General features: G+C 35.9%; 13 protein-coding genes. 9 read left to right on the forward strand and 4 right to left on the reverse strand.

The features are described from left to right. Positions 1-19 precede the first annotated feature (19 nt). Both QWY90_RS04345 and QWY90_RS04350 read right to left on the reverse strand, forming a co-directional pair. Complete coding sequence (locus tag QWY90_RS04345) at positions 20-964, reverse strand: fasciclin domain-containing protein (protein ID WP_290284634.1); 945 nt, start codon at positions 962-964, stop codon at positions 20-22. 412 nt (positions 965-1376) lie between these two features. Continuing rightward, a complete protein-coding gene (locus QWY90_RS04350; protein WP_290284635.1) occupies positions 1377-1931 on the reverse strand; it encodes a fasciclin domain-containing protein in 555 nt (184 codons plus the stop codon). A 185-nt stretch (positions 1932-2116) separates the two neighbouring features. Between QWY90_RS04350 and QWY90_RS04355 the strand changes: the two genes are divergently transcribed. The 9 genes from QWY90_RS04355 (at position 2117) to QWY90_RS04395 (ending at position 21086) form a co-directional block, all read left to right on the forward strand. Further along, positions 2117-2896, forward strand: coding sequence for a toxin-antitoxin system YwqK family antitoxin (locus QWY90_RS04355; RefSeq protein WP_290284636.1), 780 nt, complete (start codon positions 2117-2119; stop codon positions 2894-2896). Between the two features lie 94 nt (positions 2897-2990). After that, entirely contained in the window at positions 2991-4178 is a 1188-nt protein-coding gene (mnmA, locus tag QWY90_RS04360) for a tRNA 2-thiouridine(34) synthase MnmA (protein ID WP_290284637.1), read from the forward strand. Positions 4179-4204: 26 nt separating this feature from the next. Further along, entirely contained in the window at positions 4205-5833 is a 1629-nt protein-coding gene (locus tag QWY90_RS04365; RefSeq protein WP_290284638.1) for a S8 family serine peptidase, read from the forward strand. A 20-nt stretch (positions 5834-5853) separates the two neighbouring features. Then, positions 5854-6798 (forward strand): NAD(P)H-dependent flavin oxidoreductase, encoded by a 945-nt coding sequence (locus QWY90_RS04370; protein WP_290284639.1) that lies wholly within the window; start codon positions 5854-5856, stop codon positions 6796-6798. Between the two features lie 379 nt (positions 6799-7177). After that, positions 7178-16060 (forward strand): T9SS type B sorting domain-containing protein, encoded by an 8883-nt coding sequence (locus tag QWY90_RS04375; RefSeq protein WP_290284640.1) that lies wholly within the window; start codon positions 7178-7180, stop codon positions 16058-16060. 19 nt (positions 16061-16079) lie between these two features. After that, entirely contained in the window at positions 16080-17036 is a 957-nt protein-coding gene (locus QWY90_RS04380) for a PorP/SprF family type IX secretion system membrane protein (protein WP_290284641.1), read from the forward strand. A gap of 10 nt (positions 17037-17046) precedes the next feature. Continuing rightward, the gene (locus tag QWY90_RS04385) at positions 17047-18936 is read left to right on the forward strand and encodes an OmpA family protein (protein WP_290284642.1); all 1890 of its coding nucleotides are present in this window, start codon (positions 17047-17049) and stop codon (positions 18934-18936) included. Between the two features lie 119 nt (positions 18937-19055). Next, positions 19056-20669, forward strand: a complete 1614-nt coding sequence (gene pafA / locus QWY90_RS04390) for an alkaline phosphatase PafA (protein WP_290284643.1) — start codon at positions 19056-19058, stop codon at positions 20667-20669. A gap of 39 nt (positions 20670-20708) precedes the next feature. After that, a complete protein-coding gene (locus QWY90_RS04395; RefSeq protein ID WP_290284644.1) occupies positions 20709-21086 on the forward strand; it encodes a YegP family protein in 378 nt (125 codons plus the stop codon). Between the two features lie 95 nt (positions 21087-21181). On the opposite strand, the gene QWY90_RS04400 is transcribed toward QWY90_RS04395, so the two are convergent. Then, positions 21182-21538 carry a bleomycin resistance protein gene (locus QWY90_RS04400; RefSeq protein ID WP_290284645.1) on the reverse strand — a complete coding sequence of 119 codons (357 nt, stop codon included), beginning with the start codon at positions 21536-21538 and terminating at the stop codon, positions 21182-21184. A gap of 10 nt (positions 21539-21548) precedes the next feature. Then, positions 21549-22670, reverse strand: coding sequence for an acyltransferase family protein (locus tag QWY90_RS04405; RefSeq protein ID WP_290284646.1), 1122 nt, complete (start codon positions 22668-22670; stop codon positions 21549-21551). Between the last annotated feature and the right edge of the window lie 2 nt (positions 22671-22672).

A 22672-nucleotide genomic window follows, 5' to 3' on the forward strand; every position in this document is an offset into this window, starting at 1 on the left:
TCTTCATAGCATTTTCGAATTAGTTTAGATTTGGCAATAAAACTTTATCAATTGCGTGTACAATTCCGTTAGAACATTGTACATCAGTAAGGATTATATTTTTATTCACAGTAGAGCCTGCATCATCAATGGAAGTACCAGTTATACTAAATGTTTGTCCTTGTAAAGTTGTTATATTTCCAGCAGGAATAGCATTGGAACGAACATTCACACCACCAACTACATGATACAATAAAACAGCGGTTTTGTTAGTAGAATCTAAACTACCATATAGAGCTAAAGTAGCAGTATCGAAAGCAGTATTAATAGGAGCAAATACCGTAAATGGCGAACCTTCTGTGCCATCAAGAGTTGGAACTAAACCTTGAGCAACTAATAAACTTGTTAATGTGCTAAAATTAGGATTCGCAATTGCGTGGTTTTTAATAGTTGGAATAGCTATAACATTACCTACAACATGAATTACACCATTACTAGCATCTAGATCTGCGGTTGTTACTGTTGTCCCGCCATTTGATGAACCTCCATTTATTGTAACTGTATTTCCAGATTTTTGTACAAACATACTTATTGTTGGGGCATTCGTAGCAGTACTAAAAGGAGATAAAGTTGAAACATAAGTTGATTCAGGTATAGCACTACTTTTAATTTCAGAGCCAATAACATGATTCAATAAAACTTTCTTCAGTACATCAACATCTACATTCTCAACTGTAACTGAAGGACCAAGAGTTGCGAAAAAATTTTGAAAAGCAGTATTGGTTGGTGCAAATACTGTAAATTGACCACTGCCGTCTAATGTAGCCGTTAGACCTGTTCTGTTTAAGGCAGTTACCAAAGTTGAAAAGTCTGAGTTTCCTGATGCAATGTCAACAATGGTTGGCTGACTGTCGCTATCGCTACTGCACGAGAATATTGTTAGCGATAAAAAAGCAATTCCGATAATTTTTGTTAATTTTTTCATAGTGTTTTTGTTTAATGTTTAATACAAAGCTATATTATAATTGTTTAACAAAAAACATTATTTATTAAACAAAATAAGATTTATGAAAAATTTAACGCTATTGTTTAAGTTATAAATCAGCTAATTATAATAAATTCATTGATTTATCTGTAGTTTTTTGTTTGGTAATATTTCGATGAGTTAAACAAAATATCTTAAACAAAATAAGAATAATGTAGGTGAAGATGAAGAGATATAGAGTTAGTTTACAGGAAATAATATCTAAGTATAATATTTAGCAAAGAGTATGTTTTTGAAATCAAGAAAAAAGTAGTGAAGATGTTAAAGCAACCAACGATAGAGCTTTAGAATTAGGGTCATAAAAAAAGCTTCTCAAATGAGAAGCCTTTTTTATATAAAAAATGTTTGACGATTAACCAGCAATTGCTGGAAGTAATACAGCATCAATTACATGAATAATACCATTTGAGCATTTCGCATCTCTAGCAAAAACTCTTGAACCATTAATAAAAATACTTTTTTCTTCATAAGTACCTAAATCAGGATCTAATTCAGGATAATAAATATTTGGAACAAGACTAATTGTAATATTCTGACCTTGTAATGTAGCCGCTTCTTGACCATTTGTTAAATCTGTAGATAATACTCTAGCACCTAAAACATGATATTTTAAAACAGCTTCTAAAACTCCGGGATTAGCAGTGTCGAATTCTTCTACTGTTAAACCTCCAAGTACTGCATCAAAAGCATCATTTGTTGGAACAAAAACAGTGTAATCACCAGCTTCTTCAAATGTAGAAGTCAATCCAGTTATATCTAATGCTTCTTTCAATGAGCTAAATTCAGGAGTTACTGCAATAATTTTTGCAATTGACGTAGATGGTAAATTTTTATTTTCCTCATCAGCACATGAAAACGCTAGAAAAGAGATTGCTACTAAAGTAAAATTTCTCAATAAATTCTTCATTTTAATTTTTTTAAAGTTTATCCAAAAATATAAAATTTATTTATTATTGCTAATAAAATCTTAAAATTTATTTTTCAAGAACTAATAATATATCATTTATACTAAAGATTAGATTTTTTCGTTTACTATATAAATTTAACTTTGTAATTAAGTTTTCATATTTTCACAAATAATTAAACATTCACATGAAACATATATTGATAATTTTGTTAATTTCATTTTCGGCTTTTGCCCAAGACATCAATAAATTTGATCAAAACGGCAAAAAAAATGGAGTTTGGAAAGGCATATATGAAGAGTCAAAACGGCCTCGTTATGAAGGTGTTTTTGAACATGGGATTGAAGTAGGAATGTTCAAATTTTTTGATGATACCAAAGCAGGAACAATAATCGCTACAAGAGAATTTGATCCTAAAGACAATTCGTGCTACACTATTTTTTATAATCAAAATAAGAATAAAGTAAGTGAAGGTAAAGTGGTCAACAAACAGTTTGAAGGTGACTGGAAATATTACCATGAAGATTTGCCAACTGTTATGACAAATGAGCATTATTTAAATGGTAAGCTTGAAGGAATTAGAAAAGTTTACTACAAAAGCTCTGAAATAGCTGAAGAAACTACTTATAAGGCCGGAATTAAAAACGGGACTTATAAAAGTTATGCCGAAAATGGAACAGTGCTCGAAGAATCAATTTATAAAAATGGAGAATACGATGGATTGGCTGTTTTTAGAAATGTTGATAATCAAATTTGTGCACAAGGACTTTTTAAAAATGGAAAGAAAGTTGGCATGTGGAAAATGCTTGTAAAAGGGAAATTAAAGGATGTTAATATGAATTTCCAAAACAAAAATTTTAAAAAACCAAAAATGCCAAATCAATCTGACGTTAAAATTGAGGTTAAGCCAGAAGATAAACCCGGAGATAAGTCAGATGATGATTTTAAAAATAAGCTTGGGAGGTAAATAAGTTTTGTTTAGGTTGGGATTGTTATAACTGATATAATACTATTTAATTTTACAGAATTTGCGGTAACTTTACCGCAAATTTTTTGTTATAATGAAACGAGTTGTTGTTGGACTTTCCGGTGGTGTTGATTCGAGTGTTGCTGCTTATCTTTTAAAAGAGCAAGGCTATGAAGTTATAGGTCTTTTTATGAAAAACTGGCATGATGACTCGGTTACTATTTCCAATGAATGTCCATGGCTAGAAGACAGCAACGACGCACTTTTGGTAGCTGAAAAATTAGGAATCCCTTTCCAAACCGTTGATTTGAGTGAACAATACAAAGAAAAAATCGTCGACTATATGTTCAACGAATATAAATTAGGACGCACTCCAAATCCAGATGTATTGTGCAATCGCGAAATTAAGTTTGATGTTTTTATGAAAATTGCCTTAAGTCTGGGTGCTGATTATGTTGCCACAGGACATTATTGCAGAAAAGGTGAAATTGAAGTAAATGGTAAACCAACATATCAATTACTCGCCGGAAATGACGGTAACAAAGATCAATCTTATTTCTTATGTCAATTATCGCAAGAACAGTTGGCTAAATCGTTGTTTCCAATTGGAGAATTGACCAAACCTGAAGTTCGTGAAATAGCTGCAAAATTACATTTGGTCACAGCCGAAAAGAAAGACTCACAAGGTTTGTGCTTTATTGGAAAAGTTCGTTTGCCTGAGTTTTTGCAACAACAATTGCAACCCAAAGAAGGATTGATTTACGAAATTGATGCTGATAATTCTATCTATAATCAAGAGCAACCAATTTTCAATTCGTTAGAAGAACAGTTGGCTTTTGAGTCAAAAGGAATTTCATATTCGCCAGAAAACGGAAAAGTAGTTGGTAAACATCAAGGCGCACACTATTTTACTATTGGGCAACGAAAAGGATTAAATGTAGGCGGAACAAAAGAAGCACTTTTTATAATTGCTACCGATGTTAAATCAAATGCAATTTATACGGGTCAGGGCCAAAATCATCCTGGCTTATTTAAAAAAACATTGAGAGTACAGCCTTCAGAAATTCATTGGATTCGAGAAGATTTAGCTTTAAAAGATGGAGATTCTTTAATGGTAATGGCACGTATTCGTTACCGTCAAGCATTACAAAAAGCTACTTTATATCAATTTGAAAGCGGTTTATATGTGTCTTTTGACGAACCACAATCGGCAATTACTGAAGGACAATTTGTAGCTTGGAATATTGATGATGAATTAGTTGGTTCAGGAGTAATTTCATAAATTAGCATTCTCAATGAGCAAATGCTATGAATAAACTTTTCTTTATTGCCTTTTTTCTTTTAAGTTTCTGTGGTTATTCTCAAGAAGATGCCTGGGTTTATTTTAAAGATAAACCAAATGCACAATTTTATTTTGATAATCCTTTACAAATGCTTTCTCAGCGTTCTTTAGACAGAAGAACCAATCAAAATATTGCACTTGATAGTAAGGATGTTCCAATTCATCAACCCTATGTTGACCAAATTATTGCAGCCTCTGGAATTGAAGTGAAAGCCAAATCGAAATGGTTTAATGCGGTTCATGTTCGAGGTGCTATTAATGATATTCAAAACTTAGCATCACTATCTTTTGTAGACCATATTTATTTTGCTGATAGAAGTTTAAATACTTCTGGTAAAATGAAAAAGAGCTCAAAAATAAGTGGTATAAATGCAGTGAATAAGGTTTTAGAAACCACTACCATCTTTGATTATGGGAATTCAACTAATCAAATACAGATGTTGAATGCCAACTTGTTGCATCAACAAAATTTTACTGGTTCCGGAAAAATAATAGCGGTTATGGATGCAGGTTTTCCAAGTGTTGATGTTGCACCACCATTTCAAAGATTAAGAGATAACAATCAAATTCTTGGAGGTTATAATTTTGTTGATAGAAATTCTGATTTTTACACACGAAACTCGCACGGAACTCTAGTTTTATCAACGATGGGCGGATTTCAAGCAAGTCAATTAGTAGGAACAGCTCCCGATGCAAACTATTATTTATTTATCACTGAAGATGCCGATACAGAAAATCCAATTGAAGAAAGTAATTGGGTAGAAGCAGCTGAAATGGCGGATAGTTTAGGAGTTGACATTATTACCACTTCTTTAGGTTATTTTGACTATGACAATCCTAATTATAGTTATACCTATAGCGACATGAATGGAACAACATCTTTTATTTCTAAAGGGGCAGATATTGCTTTCAGTCGTGGAATGATTTGTGTCGCAAGTGCTGGAAATTCAGGTAGTAGTCCGTTAAACCCACATATAGCAGTTCCTGCCGATGCTATTAATGTATTGGCAATTGGTGCTGTAAAGTCTGATGAAGTTTATGCTTCTTTTAGTTCTATAGGGCCGTCATTTGACGGAAGAATTAAACCTGATGTTATGGCTCAAGGCCAAAGTGCGGTCGTTGCTACGGTGGCTGGAACTGTTGGAACCGCAAGTGGCACATCATTTTCCGGACCAATAATGGCAGGTGCAATTGCTAGTTTTTGGCAAGCGGTTCCAAATTTAACCAACCAGCAAGTTGTAGATTTTGTAAAACAATCTGCGGATAGATATGCTAATCCAACAAATCAATACGGTTACGGGATTCCTGATTTTCAATCGGCTTTAAATTCGGTACAACTTTCAATCAATGATTCAACTAAAGGAAGGTTTTTAGTATATCCCAATCCAGTTTCTGATAAACTTTTTATTTCATTCCCAACCGCTTTTATTGAAGCAAACATTAGTTTTTACAATGTTATGGGTCAAATAGTCTTTCAAAAAACGATTCAAAATACTGATACAACACTTTCAATGACAAATTTGAATTCTGGGATTTACTTTTATAAAATTTATAGTAATTCATTTGTGCAAACGGGAAAAATTATTAGAAATTAAATTTGAAACATTCAGTTTAAATGAATAAAATCACAAAACTTTTCAATATTAAATACCCAATTATCCAAGGAGGAATGATTTGGAATAGCGGATACAAATTAGCGAGTGCCGTTAGTAATGCTGGTGGTTTAGGGTTGATAGGTGCCGGTTCTATGTATCCTGATGTTTTGCGTGAGCATATTCAAAAATGCAAAAAAGCTACCGATAAACCTTTTGGGGTTAATGTGCCAATGTTATATCCCAATATTGAAGAAATCATCCAAATTATTATTGAAGAAAAGGTGAAAATAGTTTTTACTTCAGCAGGAAATCCAAAAACTTGGACAAGTTATTTAAAAGAAAATGAAATAACCGTTGTTCATGTTGTGAGCAGTTCCAAATTTGCTTTAAAAGCCCAAGAAGCTGGAGTTAATGCAATTGTTGCTGAAGGATTTGAAGCTGGTGGACACAATGGGAGAGAAGAAACAACCACGTTAACTTTAATTCCGATGGTAAAAGAACAAATAAATATACCGCTAATTGCAGCAGGAGGAATTGCCACGGGAAGAGGAATGTTGGCGGCAATGGTATTGGGTGCAGATGGTGTTCAAATGGGTTCAAGATTTGCGGCATCTTACGAAAGTTCTTCTCATGAAAATTATAAGAAAACAATTCTTAATGTAAAAGAAGGAGACACCCAATTAACTTTGAAAGAATTAGCTCCGGTACGATTGATAAAAAATAAATTTTACAATGATATCCAAGAGTTATATGCCAAATGCCCAACGCCCGAAGAATTAAAAGCATTATTAGGAAGAGCAAGAGCAAAAAAAGGAATGTTCGAAGGAGATTTAGTTGAAGGGGAATTAGAAATAGGTCAGGTTGCTGGATTAATTCATGAAATTAAATCGGTAGATTCCATAATTAATGAGGTAATTCAAGAATTTGAAATGGTTTCAAAAGATATGCAGCTTAGACCATTTTAAATATATTTTAATTTTACAAATTGTTGTTAGTGGGTCTGCAATCATATGTAAACTTATTAACAATTTTTTATTTTAGAAATAGAAAATAATTTATTAATAACTTTAAAGTTGAGATTTAGTTATGTTTAATGTTATATATTTCAAAGAGTTAATCATATTTTAATATAATAAGTTATGAATGTTAATGTTGATTAATTTGTTTATAACATTTTAATAAGTCAATTATCGATACTGTTATTATGAGTAATATAGTGGAAGCATTTTTTGCTTTGGTGTATACTGTTAAAATCAATTTAAATCATTTTATTTTTAGTGAAATGTAGGTTTAATAATAAGTATACTTTCAATTAGTGAAGAATTGTTTAAAATTGAATTGCTTATGAGAATTACTACTCTTGTTAAAAATTATTTTGCTTACATTGTTTTATTAGTATCTCTTTTTGGGTATAATAATTCTTTATATTCTCAATGTCCCACTGTTACAAATGCAAACCAGTCATTTTGCGATAGTCAATCACCTACAATAGCTAGTCTTGTTGCTACTGATAATGGTGGTGGAATAAAATGGTATGCTACAGCAACTTCAACAACTGCTTTGACAAATGCAACAAGTTTAATAAGTGGTGAAGATTATTTTGCTGATGATAATACAGGAACTTGTGGAACGAGGCAAAGCGTTATAGTTACAGTTTATTCTGCGCCAACTGGAGCTAACTTTCAAGGAGTTTGTGTAACTAGTTTAAGTCAAGCAACTCCAACTAATCCTCAATTTGCAATTGTTGGAAATAACTTAAAATGGTATACTACCCCGTCTGGAGGAACAGCGCTTTCTAATACGGCTCAATTAACAGATAATACGATTTATTACATCAGTCAAACTAATCCTAATACGGGTTGTGAAACATCAAGGTTGCAATTGTTTGTAAATGTTGGATTAGTTCCGGTGCCAACTGGAAACTCAACACAAGAATTTTGTAATAATAGTCCACATACAGTTGCTGATTTAGTTGCATCAGGTAATAATAATTGGTATTTAACATCAGCATTTGGAATTCCATTAGATTTAACTACGCCATTAGTAAATGGACAACATTATTATGCTACTACAATTGATCCTCCATGTGAGAGCAGTACTAGGTTTGATGTTTTAGTAAATATTTATGAACCTAATGATGCGGGTAGTGATGGGAATAGAGGCATATGTATAGATCAAGTCTCATCAACAGCTCCTTTCGATTTGTTTAATCTGTTAGGCGGAACTCCAGATAATACTGGTGTTTGGACAGGGCCAATTACTACTACCAATGGTTCTCAAGGAACTGTTGATGTGTCTACTATGACTTTAATAGGAAGTCCTTATGTTTTTACTTATACAGTTTCTTCTGCTTTATGTGCAACAGATATTTCTACCGTTACTATTTCTATTAATCCAAAGCCAACGGTAACAGTAACAAGTCCACCAGTTTGTTCTGGCACACCAGCTACAGTAACGGCTACACCATCACCAGCAGGAACCTATAGTTATGTTTGGACTGTTCCATCAGGCGCAACCAATCCTGGTAATGTAGCTACGTTTACTACAAGTACAGCAGGCGTTTATAGTGTTATTATCACCAATACCACTACGACATGCCCAAGTTTACCAGCACAGACAACAGTAGTTATCAATCCAACGCCAACGGTAACAGTAACAAGTCCACCAGTTTGTTCTGGCACACCAGCTACAGTAACGGCTGCACCATCACCAGCAGGAACCTATAGTTATGTTTGGACTGTTCCATCTGGAGCAACCAATCCTGGTAATGTGGCTACGTTTACTACAAGTACAGCAGGCGTTTATAGTGTTATTATCACCAATACCACCACGACATGCCCAAGTTTACCAGCACAGACAACAGTAGTTATCAATCCAACGCCAACGGTAACAGTAACAAGTCCACCAGTTTGTGCGGGCACACCAGCTACAGTAACGGCTACACCATCACCAGCAGGAACCTATAGTTATGTTTGGACTGTTCCATCAGGCGCAACCAATCCTGGCAATGTGGCTACGTTTACTACAAGTACAGCAGGCGTTTATAGTGTTATTATCACCAATACCACCACGACCTGCCCAAGTTTACCAGCACAGACAACAGTAGTTATCAATCCAACGCCAACGGTAACAGTAACAAGTCCACCAGTTTGTTCTGGCACACCAGCTACAGTAACGGCTACACCATCACCAGCAGGAACGTATACTTATGTTTGGACTGTTCCATCAGGCGCAACGAATCCTGGTAATGTGGCTACGTTTACTACAAGTACAGCAGGCGTTTATAGTGTTGTTATCACCAATACCACCACGACATGCCCAAGTTTACCAGCACAGACAACAGTAGTTATCAATCCAACGCCAACGGTAACAGTAACAAGTCCACCAGTTTGTTCTGGCACACCAGCTACAGTAATCGCGACACCATCACCAGCAGGAACCTATAGTTATGTTTGGACTGTTCCATCTGGCGCAACCAATCCGGGTAATGTGGCTACGTTTACTACAAGTACAGCAGGCGTTTATAGTGTTGTTATCACCAATACCACCACGACATGCCCAAGTTTACCAGCACAGACAATAGTAGTTATCAATCCAAGGCCAACGGTAACAGTAACAAGTCCACCAGTTTGTTCTGGCACACCAGCTACAGTAACGGCTACACCATCACCAGCAGGAACGTATGCTTATGTTTGGACTGTTCCATCAGGCGCAACCAATCCTGGCAATGTGGCTACGTTTACTACAAGTACAGCAGGCGTTTATAGTGTTATTATCACCAATACCACCACGACATGCCCAAGTTTACCAGCACAGACAACAGTAGTTATCAATCCAACGCCAACGGTAACAGTAACAAGTCCACCAGTTTGTTCTGGCACACCAGCTACAGTAACGGCTGCACCATCACCAGCAGGAACGTATACTTATGTTTGGACTGTTCCATCTGGAGCAACCAATCCTGGTAATGTGGCTACGTTTACTACAAGTACAGCAGGCGTTTATAGTGTTATTATCACCAATACCACCACGACATGCCCAAGTTTACCAGCACAGACAACAGTAGTTATCAATCCAACGCCAACGGTAACAGTAACAAGTCCACCAGTTTGTGCGGGCACACCAGCTACAGTAACGGCTACACCAACACCAGCAGGAACCTATAGTTATGTTTGGACTGTTCCATCAGGCGCAACCAATCCTGGCAATGTGGCTACGTTTACTACAAGTACAGCAGGCGTTTATAGTGTTATTATCACCAATACCACCACGACCTGCCCAAGTTTACCAGCACAGACAACAGTAGTTATCAATCCAACGCCAGCGGTAACAGTAACAAGTCCACCAGTTTGTGTGGGCATACCAGCTACAGTAACGGCTACACCATCACCAGCAGGAACCTATAGTTATGTTTGGACTGTTCCATCAGGCGCAACCAATCCTGGCAATGTGGCTACGTTTACTACAAGTACAGCAGGCGTTTATAGTGTTATTATCACCAATACCACCACGACCTGCCCAAGTTTACCAGCACAGACAACAGTAGTTATCAATCCAACGCCAACGGTAACAGTAACAAGTCCACCAGTTTGTTCTGGCACACCAGCTACAGTAACGGCTACACCATCACCAGCAGGAACGTATACTTATGTTTGGACTGTTCCATCAGGCGCAACGAATCCTGGTAATGTGGCTACGTTTACTACAAGTACAGCAGGCGTTTATAGTGTTGTTATCACCAATACCACCACGACATGCCCAAGTTTACCAGCACAGACAACAGTAGTTATCAATCCAACGCCAACGGTAACAGTAACAAGTCCACCAGTTTGTTCTGGCACACCAGCTACAGTAATCGCGACACCATCACCAGCAGGAACCTATAGTTATGTTTGGACTGTTCCATCTGGCGCAACCAATCCGGGTAATGTGGCTACGTTTACTACAAGTACAGCAGGCGTTTATAGTGTTGTTATCACCAATACCACCACGACATGCCCAAGTTTACCAGCACAGACAATAGTAGTTATCAATCCAAGGCCAACGGTAACAGTAACAAGTCCACCAGTTTGTTCTGGCACACCAGCTACAGTAACGGCTACACCATCACCAGCAGGAACGTATGCTTATGTTTGGACTGTTCCATCAGGCGCAACCAATCCTGGCAATGTGGCTACGTTTACTACAAGTACAGCAGGCGTTTATAGTGTTATTATCACCAATACCACCACGACATGCCCAAGTTTACCAGCACAGACAACAGTAGTTATCAATCCAACGCCAACGGTAACAGTAACAAGTCCACCAGTTTGTTCTGGCACACCAGCTACAGTAATCGCGACACCATCACCAGCAGGAACCTATAGTTATGTTTGGACTGTTCCATCTGGCGCAACCAATCCGGGTAATGTGGCTACGTTTACTACAAGTACAGCAGGCGTTTATAGTGTTGTTATCACCAATACCACCACGACATGCCCAAGTTTACCAGCACAGACAATAGTAGTTATCAATCCAAGGCCAACGGTAACAGTAACAAGTCCACCAGTTTGTTCTGGCACACCAGCTACAGTAACGGCTACACCATCACCAGCAGGAACGTATGCTTATGTTTGGACTGTTCCATCAGGCGCAACCAATCCTGGCAATGTGGCTACGTTTACTACAAGTACAGCAGGCGTTTATAGTGTTATTATCACCAATACCACCACGACATGCCCAAGTTTACCAGCACAGACAACAGTAGTTATCAATCCAACGCCAACGGTAACAGTAACAAGTCCACCAGTTTGTTCTGGCACACCAGCTACAGTAACGGCTGCACCATCACCAGCAGGAACGTATACTTATGTTTGGACTGTTCCATCTGGAGCAACCAATCCTGGTAATGTGGCTACGTTTACTACAAGTACAGCAGGCGTTTATAGTGTTATTATCACCAATACCACCACGACATGCCCAAGTTTACCAGCACAGACAACAGTAGTTATCAATCCAACGCCAACGGTAACAGTAACAAGTCCACCAGTTTGTGCGGGCACACCAGCTACAGTAACGGCTACACCAACACCAGCAGGAACCTATAGTTATGTTTGGACTGTTCCATCAGGCGCAACCAATCCTGGCAATGTGGCTACGTTTACTACAAGTACAGCAGGCGTTTATAGTGTTATTATCACCAATACCACCACGACCTGCCCAAGTTTACCAGCACAGACAACAGTAGTTATCAATCCAACGCCAGCGGTAACAGTAACAAGTCCACCAGTTTGTGTGGGCATACCAGCTACAGTAACGGCTACACCATCACCAGCAGGAACGTATACTTATGTTTGGACTGTTCCATCAGGCGCAACGAATCCTGGTAATGTAGCTACGTTTACTACAAGTACAGCAGGCGTTTATAGTGTTATTATCACCAATACCACCACGACATGCCCAAGTTTACCTGGTCAAACTACAGTAGTTATCAATCCAACGCCAACGGTAACAGTAACAAGTCCACCAGTTTGTGCGGGCACACCAGCTACAGTAACGGCTACACCATCACCAGCAGGAACGTATACTTATGTTTGGACTGTTCCATCAGGCGCAACGAATCCTGGTAATGTGGCTACGTTTACCACAAGTACAGCAGGTGTTTATAGTGTAATCATTACTGATGCAACCTCAATTTGTCCAAGTTTACCAACACAGACAACAGTTGTTATTAATCCAGTTCCAGATGCTGGAAATGACGGAACATTGAATATTTGTTCTAATCAAAATCCAGTTGATTTATTTAATTCATTATTAGGGACACCACAAGTTGGAGGAACATGGTCACCAGCATTAAATAGCTTAACAGGAATATTTAATCCAGCAGTTGATGTTTCTGGAACTTATACTTATACGATTACAGGAATTTCACCTTGTATTGATGATACTGCGACTGTTACAGTTGTTGTTACAAATGGACCAGAAGCCGGGACTGATAATTCTCTTGTAGTTTGTGTTAATAATCCTTCTCAAGATTTATTTTTATTATTAGGACCAAATGCTCAGCCAGGAGGAACTTGGTCACCAGCAATGCAAAGCGGAACAGGAATTTTTAATCCGGCTATCGATCCTCAGGGAAATTATGTCTATACGCTATCGGGAACAGCACCTTGTTCTAATGATTTTGCCACAATTTCTGTTACGGTAAATCCAATTCCAGATGCTGGAACAAACGGAACTAAAACTTTTTGTTCAAACGGTTCTTCGGAAGATTTGTTTCTTTCTCTAGGAGGAACACCACAAGCAGGAGGAACATGGTCGCCAACTTTAACTAGCTTAACGGGTGTTTTTGACCCAGCTGTTGATATTGCAGGAACTTATACTTATACTGTTGGAAGTACTTGCATTACACCTTCAACTTCAACGGTAACTGTTTCTATAATTCAAGCACCAAATAGTGGTGGTATTGGGCAGACATTAAATTCATGCGCCGATATAACTTCTCTTGATTTATCTACAGGTTTAGATGGAACTCAAGATACTGGAACTTGGAATGATGATGATTCTACTGGGGCATTGTTGAATAATATTTTCAATCCATCTGCAGTCGGAGTTGGAAACTATCATTTTACTTATTCAGTATTAGGTAATTCTCCTTGTGCGAATGCTACTTCAACTGTAACTGTTATTGTAAATCCTATACCAAATGCAGGAACAGCAATTAGCATACCTCCTGTATGTACTTCTGTTGGAAGCATAGATTTAAATACCTTACTAACAGGTCAAGATGCTGGTGGTACATGGTCGGTTACTACACCTGTCGATATTAGCACCTTTTCAGAAGGAACATATACTTATACTTTTTCGGTAACAAATTCTTGTGGGACAGCTACTCAAGATGTACAATTTACAGTTTTACAAAATCCAATAGTAGCCTCTTCAAATATTGCCATTGATACATTCTGTGTGGGTTTAGATGTTGTTGTCAATTTATCTGGAATGGTAGATGGAGCATATATTTTGAACTATGATTTAAGCGGAAGTAATACACTCACAAATCAGAATGTGACAGTTTTAATTTCGGGCGGAAATGGAAGTTTCACTATTCCAACAGCAAATGTTCCGAATACTGGCACAACTACTATTACGTTCAACACTATCCAAAATTCAACAACAACTTGTCAAGTAGATTTAACAAATACTAATGGAACTATTATTATCAATCCATTAGTACAGGTTGATAACACTAATATTGCTGTTTCCAGTATTTGTATTGGAAGTGTTGCTACAGTTGATATTTCAAATGCAACTAATCTACCTGATGGAGTTTATCAATTTGATTATAGTATACCAACTGGAATACCATCAACTGGAAATTCTGGAGATGTTACAATAACAGGAGGCATTGGTCAGTTCACAATTCCAGCTTCAGTTTTTGCAACAACTGGTAATTATACTATTACAATTAGCAGTATTAGCACCACATCAGGTTGTTCAAATACTAGTCAAGATGCAAATATTACCTTTGCAGTTGTTTCCCCACTAACAGCAGGAACATTTTCAGGGATAACTTCTGTTTGCCCATCAGTAGGAATAATAGATTTAACGACACTTCTAACAGGTGAAGATGCTGGTGGAGTTTGGACAGATAGTACTTCACAAGTTGTAACATCTCCAATAAATATTATTAGCTTCACTGCAGGAACTTATAGTTATACTTATACGGTAACAAACACTTGTGGTTCTGATACAGAAGTGGTGCAGTTTACGGTTTTAGCTAATCCACAATTAACGACTTTAAATGTTGCTACATCTCCTTTATGTATTGGAACTAATGCTATTGTGAATCTGAATGGAATGGTTGATGGAACGTACACTATAAATTATGATTTAAACGGAAGTAATGTTTCAGCTAATCAATCAGTTATTGTTACTATTTCTGGTACAATAGGAAGTTTTACTATACCAACAGTATTAATACCAAACGTTGGAACGACAGTAATTACATTTACAAATATTGTTAATAATGCAACTACTTGTGCTAATACAATTGTAAATGTTGCAGCACAAATTGTAATCAGACCTTTAGCAGATATTGATAATTCAAATCTAAGTATTGCTAATGTTTGTTTTGGAAGCAATGTAGTAGTAAATATTGCAAGTGCCATAAATCTACCAGACGGAGTATATCAATTTAATTATTCTATTCCCGGAGCTACTCCAGTCACTGGAAATTCAGGAAATCTAACTATAACTTCTGGAGTTGGACAATTTACAATTCCGTCAACAGCGTTCACAACTGCTGGGAATTATACTTTAACAGTTATTGGAATAATAGCACCAACTGGATGTACTAATGCTAGTGAAAATGCGGCAGCTAACTTTACAATTAATCCAATTCCAAATGTTACTGGAGCTACAGTTTCTGCACAAGCTACGTGTACTAATTTTGGTAGTGTAGTTACAATTTCCGGAGCCAATAGTTTAGCCGATGGAACGTATTCAATAACGTATCAATTATCAGGAGCGAATAGTGGAACAGCTACAATATCGGTAACATTTAATGCTGGTGTGGCGACATTTTCAATTCCTTCTACTTATTTAAGCAACGCTGGAGATACTACAATTACAATAAATCAATTCATTTCAGCAACTACAACTTGTGGAATTTCAGGAACACTTTTTACTCCGGTTACGTTTACTGTAACAACTTTAGGAACACCAGTATTAATTACCGATGGAAATGTTTTCTGTGGAATTGCGATTCCAACGATAGCGGATTTATCTGCCAACATAGTCGGTACACCAACAGTAATTTGGTATAATGCTCCAACAGGAGGAACTCCTTATACAAGTACAGATGAATTAGTAGACGGTACAACTTATTATGCCACTTTAGTTGCCGAAAGTGGTTGCGAAAGTGCAGTCAGATTAGAAGTTACAATTACCATTTGTACTGATATTATAATTCCAGATGGATTCTCACCAAACAATGATGGAATCAACGATACATTTGAAATTCCGAACCTAGCTATTTTATTTCCGAATTTCAAATTAGAAATATACAATCGCTATGGAAGTTTGATATACACTGGAAATAGAAACAAATCAAATTGGGATGGAACTACAACAGAAAGTGGTTTGAACTTAGGTGATAAATTACTTCCAACAGGTGTTTATTTCTATATTCTTGATTTCAAAGACGGAATAAAAAAAGCTATTCAAGGTAGAGTATATCTAAACAGATAAAGGACAAATGAGTGCAAATATGAAACATAAAATTATTAAATACCTTCTTGTACTACTTGTTGTTTTTTTAACTTCAAAATTACGAGCACAACAAGATCCACAGTTTACTCACTATATGTATAATATGAGTGTCATGAATCCTGCCTATGCCACAGATAATGCCGATGTAATAAACTTAGGTGGATTGTATCGTACGCAATGGGTTGGAATAAAAGGTGCTCCAACAACTCAAACCTTTTTTGCTCACAAGCCACTTTCCAAAAGAGTAGAAATAGGCATTTCTGTCGTTCATGATGAAATAGGAGATGTGGTTAAAGAGAACAATATTTTTGCTGACTTTGCGTATGTTTTACCGTTAAACGAAAATACGAAACTATCATTTGGATTAAAAGCAGGAGTGACGTTATTTGATACTAATTTCAACGGATTTGTTTATACCGATCCATTGCCAGATCCTGCATTTCAAAATAACATAAGTCGAACGTTTCCTAATATTGGTGCCGGGACTTATTTGTTTGGTTCTAATTATTATGTTGGTTTTTCAACACCAAATTTAATGACTTCAAGACATATTGAAACCATAAACGGACATGCCGGAAGTGGTGTTGAATCAGTTCATTTTTTCTTGACTGGAGGCTATGTATTTACATTTAATGGTAATGACAATTTTAAACTGAAACCTGCTTTTATGGCAAAAGGAGTTGAAGGTGCACCAGTTTCATTAGATTTAACAACTAATGTATTAATTAACAATAAATTTGAAGCTGGAATTGGATACAGAATGGGTGATTCCGTTAGTGGATTGGCTAGTTTTTATGTAACACCTTCACTCAGAATAGGATATTCTTACGATTATACACTTTCCAATTTGGGTGCTTTTAATTCAGGTTCTCACGAAGTCTTTTTACTATTTGATATAGATTTAAATAAACTTTCTTCGGGTAAAGGATATGATAAATCACCACGATTCTTTTAAAATGAAAATGATGAAAAAATTCTACTACATACTTTTTGTTTTTTGCAGCATCACCACTCTTTTTGCCCAGAAAAAAGTTAGTGTTAAACAAGCTAATTCTTTGTTTGCAAGTAAGTCTTATGTCAAAGCGGCTGAAGCTTATGAGCAAATAATTCAAACAAAGCAAGCAAAACAAGTGTTGCAAAATTTGGGTGATTGTTATTATTACAATTTCCAAATGACAAATGCAGTTCGAGCCTACGGACAACTATTTTTTACCTTCAAAGACAGTGTAAAAAAAGAGGTGTTTTTTAGATATGCTAATGCTTTGAAAGGAACAAAAGACTTTGACAAAGGCGATGCTTTAATGTCGGAATATTTAGGTTTTGAACAAAACACACCAAAATTCATGAAGAACGTAACCCGAAACACACCAAATAGTTTCAAGTTGCAAATTATGACAAAAAACAAAACCAATGGTGATTTTGGAATTTCGTTTTATGGCGATAAAGTAGTGTTTGCTTCTGTTAGAAATGCAGCAGAAAAAGCATATGGCTGGAATGACAGACCTTATCTTGATTTGTTTTCGGCATCGGTTGATGATAAAGGTCAATTGGTTAAAGTGGAGCCTTTTTCAAATGTTATTAATACTAAAAAACACGAAAGTAACGCCACATTTAGTGCCGATGGGAAAACCATGTATTTCAATAGAAGTGGTGAAAAACAGGTAAAAGTTGGTGATGAAAAAGTGGCAATGATTAAAATCTATAAAGCCGAATTTGTTGATGGTAAATGGTCTAACGTTACCATGTTGCCTTTTTCAAGCGATACCTATTCAGTAGAACATCCTTTCTTAACAAAAGACGGAAAGAAACTTTACTTTGCTAGCGATATGCCAGGAACATTAGGTTCAATGGATATTTTTGTTGTTGATGTAAATGAAGACGGGGCCTACAGCCAACCAAGAAATTTAGGGGAAACTATTAATACAAATCAAAGAGAGCAGTTTCCTTTTCTAACAGAAGACGGAACACTTTATTTTGCTTCTGACGGACACCAAGGCAATGGAAATCTTGATGTTTTCATGAGTTTAAAACTTAGCGATTCAGAATTTGATAAACCTCTTAATTTGGGTTCGACTATCAATAGCGAAATGGATGATTTTAATTTCATTTTAGATGAAAAAAATGATAAAGGTTATTTTGCATCCAATAGAACAGGGGATGATAATTTGTACACCTTCATTCGTGAAGATAACAAACAGCAGTATCTTGTAGAGGGCGAAGTTCGAGACATGAAATCAGCCGAACTTTTGCCAGGTGCAACCGTAAAATTATATGATGAAAATGGTAATCTTCTGGAAGAAGTTTTGGTCGGAAAAGACGGTTCTTTCACTTTCAATACTGAACCTAACAAGAAATACAAAATCATGGCTTTTAAAGATTTTTATATTCCGGCCGAAGCTACATTTGATACAAGTCAAAAAGGAAAAGTCTACATCGATTTACAGATGAAAGTGGAGTCGTATTATGATGCCGAAGATATAATCAACAAAAAAGAAGACGGAACGGTGCTCATTGAATTAGAAAATATTTATTTCGATTTGGATAAATGGAATATCAAACCACAAGCAGCTCAAGTACTTGATGTCTTGGTTGGCTTATTGAAAAAATATCCATACATGGAAATTCAAGTTGGCTCACATACAGATTCACGTGCTTCGGCTGTTTATAACTTGAGGTTGTCAAACAAACGTGCCGCTTCTGCTTTAGAATATCTTGTGCAAAATGGAATCGATAGAAAAAGATTGCGTTCTATAGGTTATGGCGAAACAAAACCATTGATTATTTGCCCGAAAAACGATTGTACCGAAGCTGAGCATGCCACAAATCGTAGATGTACGTTTATGATTTTGAAATAGGAGTTAGTTGTTGTTATTAAATATTTGGAATTTTAGTAAAATGCACACTTTGTTCGGTGTGCTTTTTTTTTGTAACTATTCATTCTGAATCTGTATTTTTGTATCTCACATCAGCACTTATGAAAAAATATTTTCCTTTCGTATTCTTATTTGTTATTTCAAATCTATTAGCACAACAAAGACCAAAACTAGTAGTTGGTATTGTGGTCGACCAAATGAAAATGGAATATCTCTATCGTTTTCAAAGTGATTTTTCCGAAAATGGTTTTAAACGATTGATGAATGATGGTTATACATTTTACAACATGCATTATAATTACATGCCAACATATACTGCACCAGGTCACGCCTCAATTTATACAGGAACAACTCCAGCTATTCATGGAATAGTAAGTAATGAATGGTTCAGCAGAAGCGCAGGAAAGGAAGTGTATTGTACGGATGATGCTTCGGTAAAAACGCTTGGCGATGGCAGTAAAGAAGAAGGTGAAATGTCACCAAAAAATTTGCAAACAACTACTATAACAGACGAACTTCGCTTATCAACCAACTTTAAAGGAAAAGTAATTGGCATTAGTATGAAAGACAGAGGTGCCATTCTACCTGCAGGACATTTTGCCAATTGGGCTTTTTGGTATAGCAAAACTGGAAGCTTTATATCGAGTTCGTTTTATGGTTCAATATTGCCGGATTGGGTAACCGATTTCAATACGCAAAAGGGTTATATGAAATATATCAATCAAGGTTGGGATTTGTTAAAACCTGTCGCAACTTATGATGAAAGTTTGCCAGATGATAATCCATATGAAGGCAAATTATACAAAGTAGACAAGCCGGTTTTTCCATACGATTTAAAATCAATGCTCGAAAAAAATAACCCAAGTATTCTAAGAGCCACACCATTTGGAAATGATTATGTGGCTGATTTTGCCAAAGTAGCTATAGAAAAAGAAGCTTTAGGAAAAGACAATATTACCGATTTTTTAGCTGTGAGTTTTTCTTCTACTGATTATGTTGGGCACATTCTTGGACCACGTTCAATAGAATTACAAGACACGTATTTGCGTTTGGATTTGACCATTGCAGACTTTTTGAGTTATTTAGATAAAACAGTCGGAAAAGGAAATTACCTAGTTTTCCTGACTGCAGATCATGCCGGAGCAGAAAATGCCCGTTACTTAAATGATAATAAATACGATGTAACCAATATTGATAGTAAGGAAGCAACCAAAAATCTAAAGAAATTTTCGACCGATACTTTTGGAGAAGATTTAGTCTTGAAATATGATAGTTTCAATTTGTTTTTTGATAAAGAAAAAATAAAAACCAAAGGCTTGGATTTAATAAAGGTAAAACAAGCTTTTAAAGACTTTTTAATGACGCAAAACTACGTAAAGCGAGTTTATACCGAAGAAGAGATTTTAGCCAATTCAGGAGCTGATTATCATTTGGATTGTATTGCCAAAGGCTATGACATCACGCAAAACGGAGATATGATTGTTTTGGATAAACCAGGTTATATAGAATATGGACCAACCGGAACTTCGCACGGAACTACTTACAGCTATGATACTAATGTGCCACTATTGTTTTATGGCTGGAATATCAAAAAAGGAGAATGTCACGAGAAAAAAGTGATTACTCAAATTGCACCAACTTTGTCTCAAAAACTAAAAATTACTTTACCAAATGGCACAGAATCACAAGTCTTGACTGAAATTTTAGATAAATAAAGACTACAGCACTAGTGGTCTAAAATTTTAAAATTAACTATGGGTACATTTGTAATTAGTAAAAGATATAACGGTGATTATAAGTTTGTTTTTACCTCTAGAAAGGGAAAAATAATTTTTACCAGTATTGCTTGTAAGCATAAATCAGATTGTGAAAGTATGATTTCGGCAATTAAAAAAAATATGACTTTCTTTGCTTTTACCAAAGTCAGAAAGGCATCTAATAAACATTTTTTTAGGTTATCTAAAGACGGTTTGGTCTTGGCTAATAGCCGAAAGTATTCAACAGAACTTATGTTGCAAAAAGGAATTGATGAAATTATTAATTATGCACATAAGGCGGAAATTCTGGATTTTTCAGAAAATGATTTTGCGTTTACTGAAGATAGTGCCTTTTTTGAAGAAGGAATACAATAGAATATCTTTCATCATTACACTTGATAGTGCGGATTTATATCAGTGCTTACTACAAATCTTACTAATTGCACGTAATGAAATTCCGGACTATCGGATTATATACTTTCCCCAAACGTCAATAAATTATGGTCCGGGTCAAGTAAAGAGAATTCCTTTTGTCCCCATGGTTTTATTTCTAAATAACCGTTGGAATGAATCCTCACTTTTTTGTCTAGCAAGTTTTGATAAAAGCTATCAATACCATCAACCCGAATATAAACCTGCCCGTAATTTTCGTTTGGGTCAAGTGCTGCGAATTCAAAAAAGTGAATTTGAATGTTGTCTTTTTGTACCATTAGATAACCATCATAATCAGCGCTTCCAAAGATCTCGAAGCCTAATGTGTCTACATAATAATTCCGAGTAATAGCTTTATTACGCATTGGTAATTTTGGATTGATGTGTGTTAGCATGATTAATAAATTAAAAGTTTTTATTTTGGTTTATTATTCGGTTTCTTACTTTCATAAATGGTTTTTCTATCGACAAGTGTAACAAGTAGGCAAAACCTACGCACGTTACCATACATATAAAAAGCATCAAATTGGAATCAAGTTTAAAGTCATTTAATAGTTCATGTGTCATATGAATTACGCCTTTATGAGTCAAATAAATAGCATAGGAAAGTGTTGCAACAAATGTTGTTACTCTTGAATTCCATTTGAATAAAAAACTTGAAGGACATACCGCGCCAATAACCAGCAATCCATAACCAACAGCTATTAACGGGAATCCAAAAACAGAGGCGTTAAAAGTCATTTGGTCATAGCAAAGAAAATATGCACCAGTCAAAACTACCAAACTCAAAATAATAAATACATTTCCATAAATAGCTATTTTGTTCCAAAAGGTTGGAAAAAAAGTATAAACTCCCGCTATAGAAACGCCAACTAAAAGCCCATCCAAACGATTATAAGTGGGATAGTAAATGTATTGGTACCAATACAGCCAAGCATTCTCATCTGCAGCTTTTGGAAGATATAATTGGTTAAAACTGTAAATTCTAATGGCAAAACCAAATGCAAATAGGACGATTAGTATCCAATACGCTCTTTTGGTACGCTTTGTAAATTGTAATAAAAGTAAAATTAATGGAAGAAATAAATAAAAATGTTCTTCTACACAAAGTGACCAGGCATGAGAAAATGTTCCAAAATCTTTTATATTCAGTCCAAAATTTTGTGTGAAAGTCAAGAATTTCCAAAGTGGTGGCAAGCTTTCCTTTTCACGAAAGAATGGGAAATAAAAATAAAGACTAAGGGTTACCAAAAAAGCCGGAATAATTCTGAAAAATCGTTTCAAAAAAAATGGTTTAAGAGCAATAGTTTCTCCTTGCTTTAGTTGCTCAAAAAGTTGTGACGAAATTAAAAACCCACTCAACACAAAGAATAAATCTACTCCTGTCCAACCAAATTTCGCAACATCTGGTAACCATTCAGGTTGGCCACCAGTTAAGATGAAATAATGAAAAAGGAAAACAAGTACAATGGCTAATGCACGTAAATGGTCAAGACCGTATAGTTTTTGGGATATGTTTTTGTCCAATT

Origin of the sequence: Flavobacterium paronense, from assembly GCF_030409795.1 — a bacterium.
In the GTDB taxonomy this organism is placed as follows: Bacteria; Bacteroidota; Bacteroidia; order Flavobacteriales; family Flavobacteriaceae; genus Flavobacterium; species Flavobacterium paronense.

What these genes read in the sequence shown, in the direction of transcription:
- QWY90_RS04400 (WP_290284645.1), bottom strand. Translation starts at nt 21,538, where the DNA reads ATGCTAACACACATCAATCCAAAATTACCAATGCGTAATAAAGCTATT.
- mnmA (WP_290284637.1), top strand. Translation starts at nt 2,991, where the DNA reads ATGAAACGAGTTGTTGTTGGACTTTCCGGTGGTGTTGATTCGAGTGTT.
- QWY90_RS04345 (WP_290284634.1), bottom strand. Translation starts at nt 964, where the DNA reads ATGAAAAAATTAACAAAAATTATCGGAATTGCTTTTTTATCGCTAACA.
- QWY90_RS04395 (WP_290284644.1), top strand. Translation starts at nt 20,709, where the DNA reads ATGGGTACATTTGTAATTAGTAAAAGATATAACGGTGATTATAAGTTT.
- QWY90_RS04355 (WP_290284636.1), top strand. Translation starts at nt 2,117, where the DNA reads ATGAAACATATATTGATAATTTTGTTAATTTCATTTTCGGCTTTTGCC.
- QWY90_RS04370 (WP_290284639.1), top strand. Translation starts at nt 5,854, where the DNA reads ATGAATAAAATCACAAAACTTTTCAATATTAAATACCCAATTATCCAA.
- pafA (WP_290284643.1), top strand. Translation starts at nt 19,056, where the DNA reads ATGAAAAAATATTTTCCTTTCGTATTCTTATTTGTTATTTCAAATCTA.
- QWY90_RS04380 (WP_290284641.1), top strand. Translation starts at nt 16,080, where the DNA reads ATGAAACATAAAATTATTAAATACCTTCTTGTACTACTTGTTGTTTTT.
- QWY90_RS04365 (WP_290284638.1), top strand. Translation starts at nt 4,205, where the DNA reads ATGAATAAACTTTTCTTTATTGCCTTTTTTCTTTTAAGTTTCTGTGGT.
- QWY90_RS04350 (WP_290284635.1), bottom strand. Translation starts at nt 1,931, where the DNA reads ATGAAGAATTTATTGAGAAATTTTACTTTAGTAGCAATCTCTTTTCTA.
- QWY90_RS04375 (WP_290284640.1), top strand. Translation starts at nt 7,178, where the DNA reads ATGAGAATTACTACTCTTGTTAAAAATTATTTTGCTTACATTGTTTTA.
- QWY90_RS04385 (WP_290284642.1), top strand. Translation starts at nt 17,047, where the DNA reads ATGAAAAAATTCTACTACATACTTTTTGTTTTTTGCAGCATCACCACT.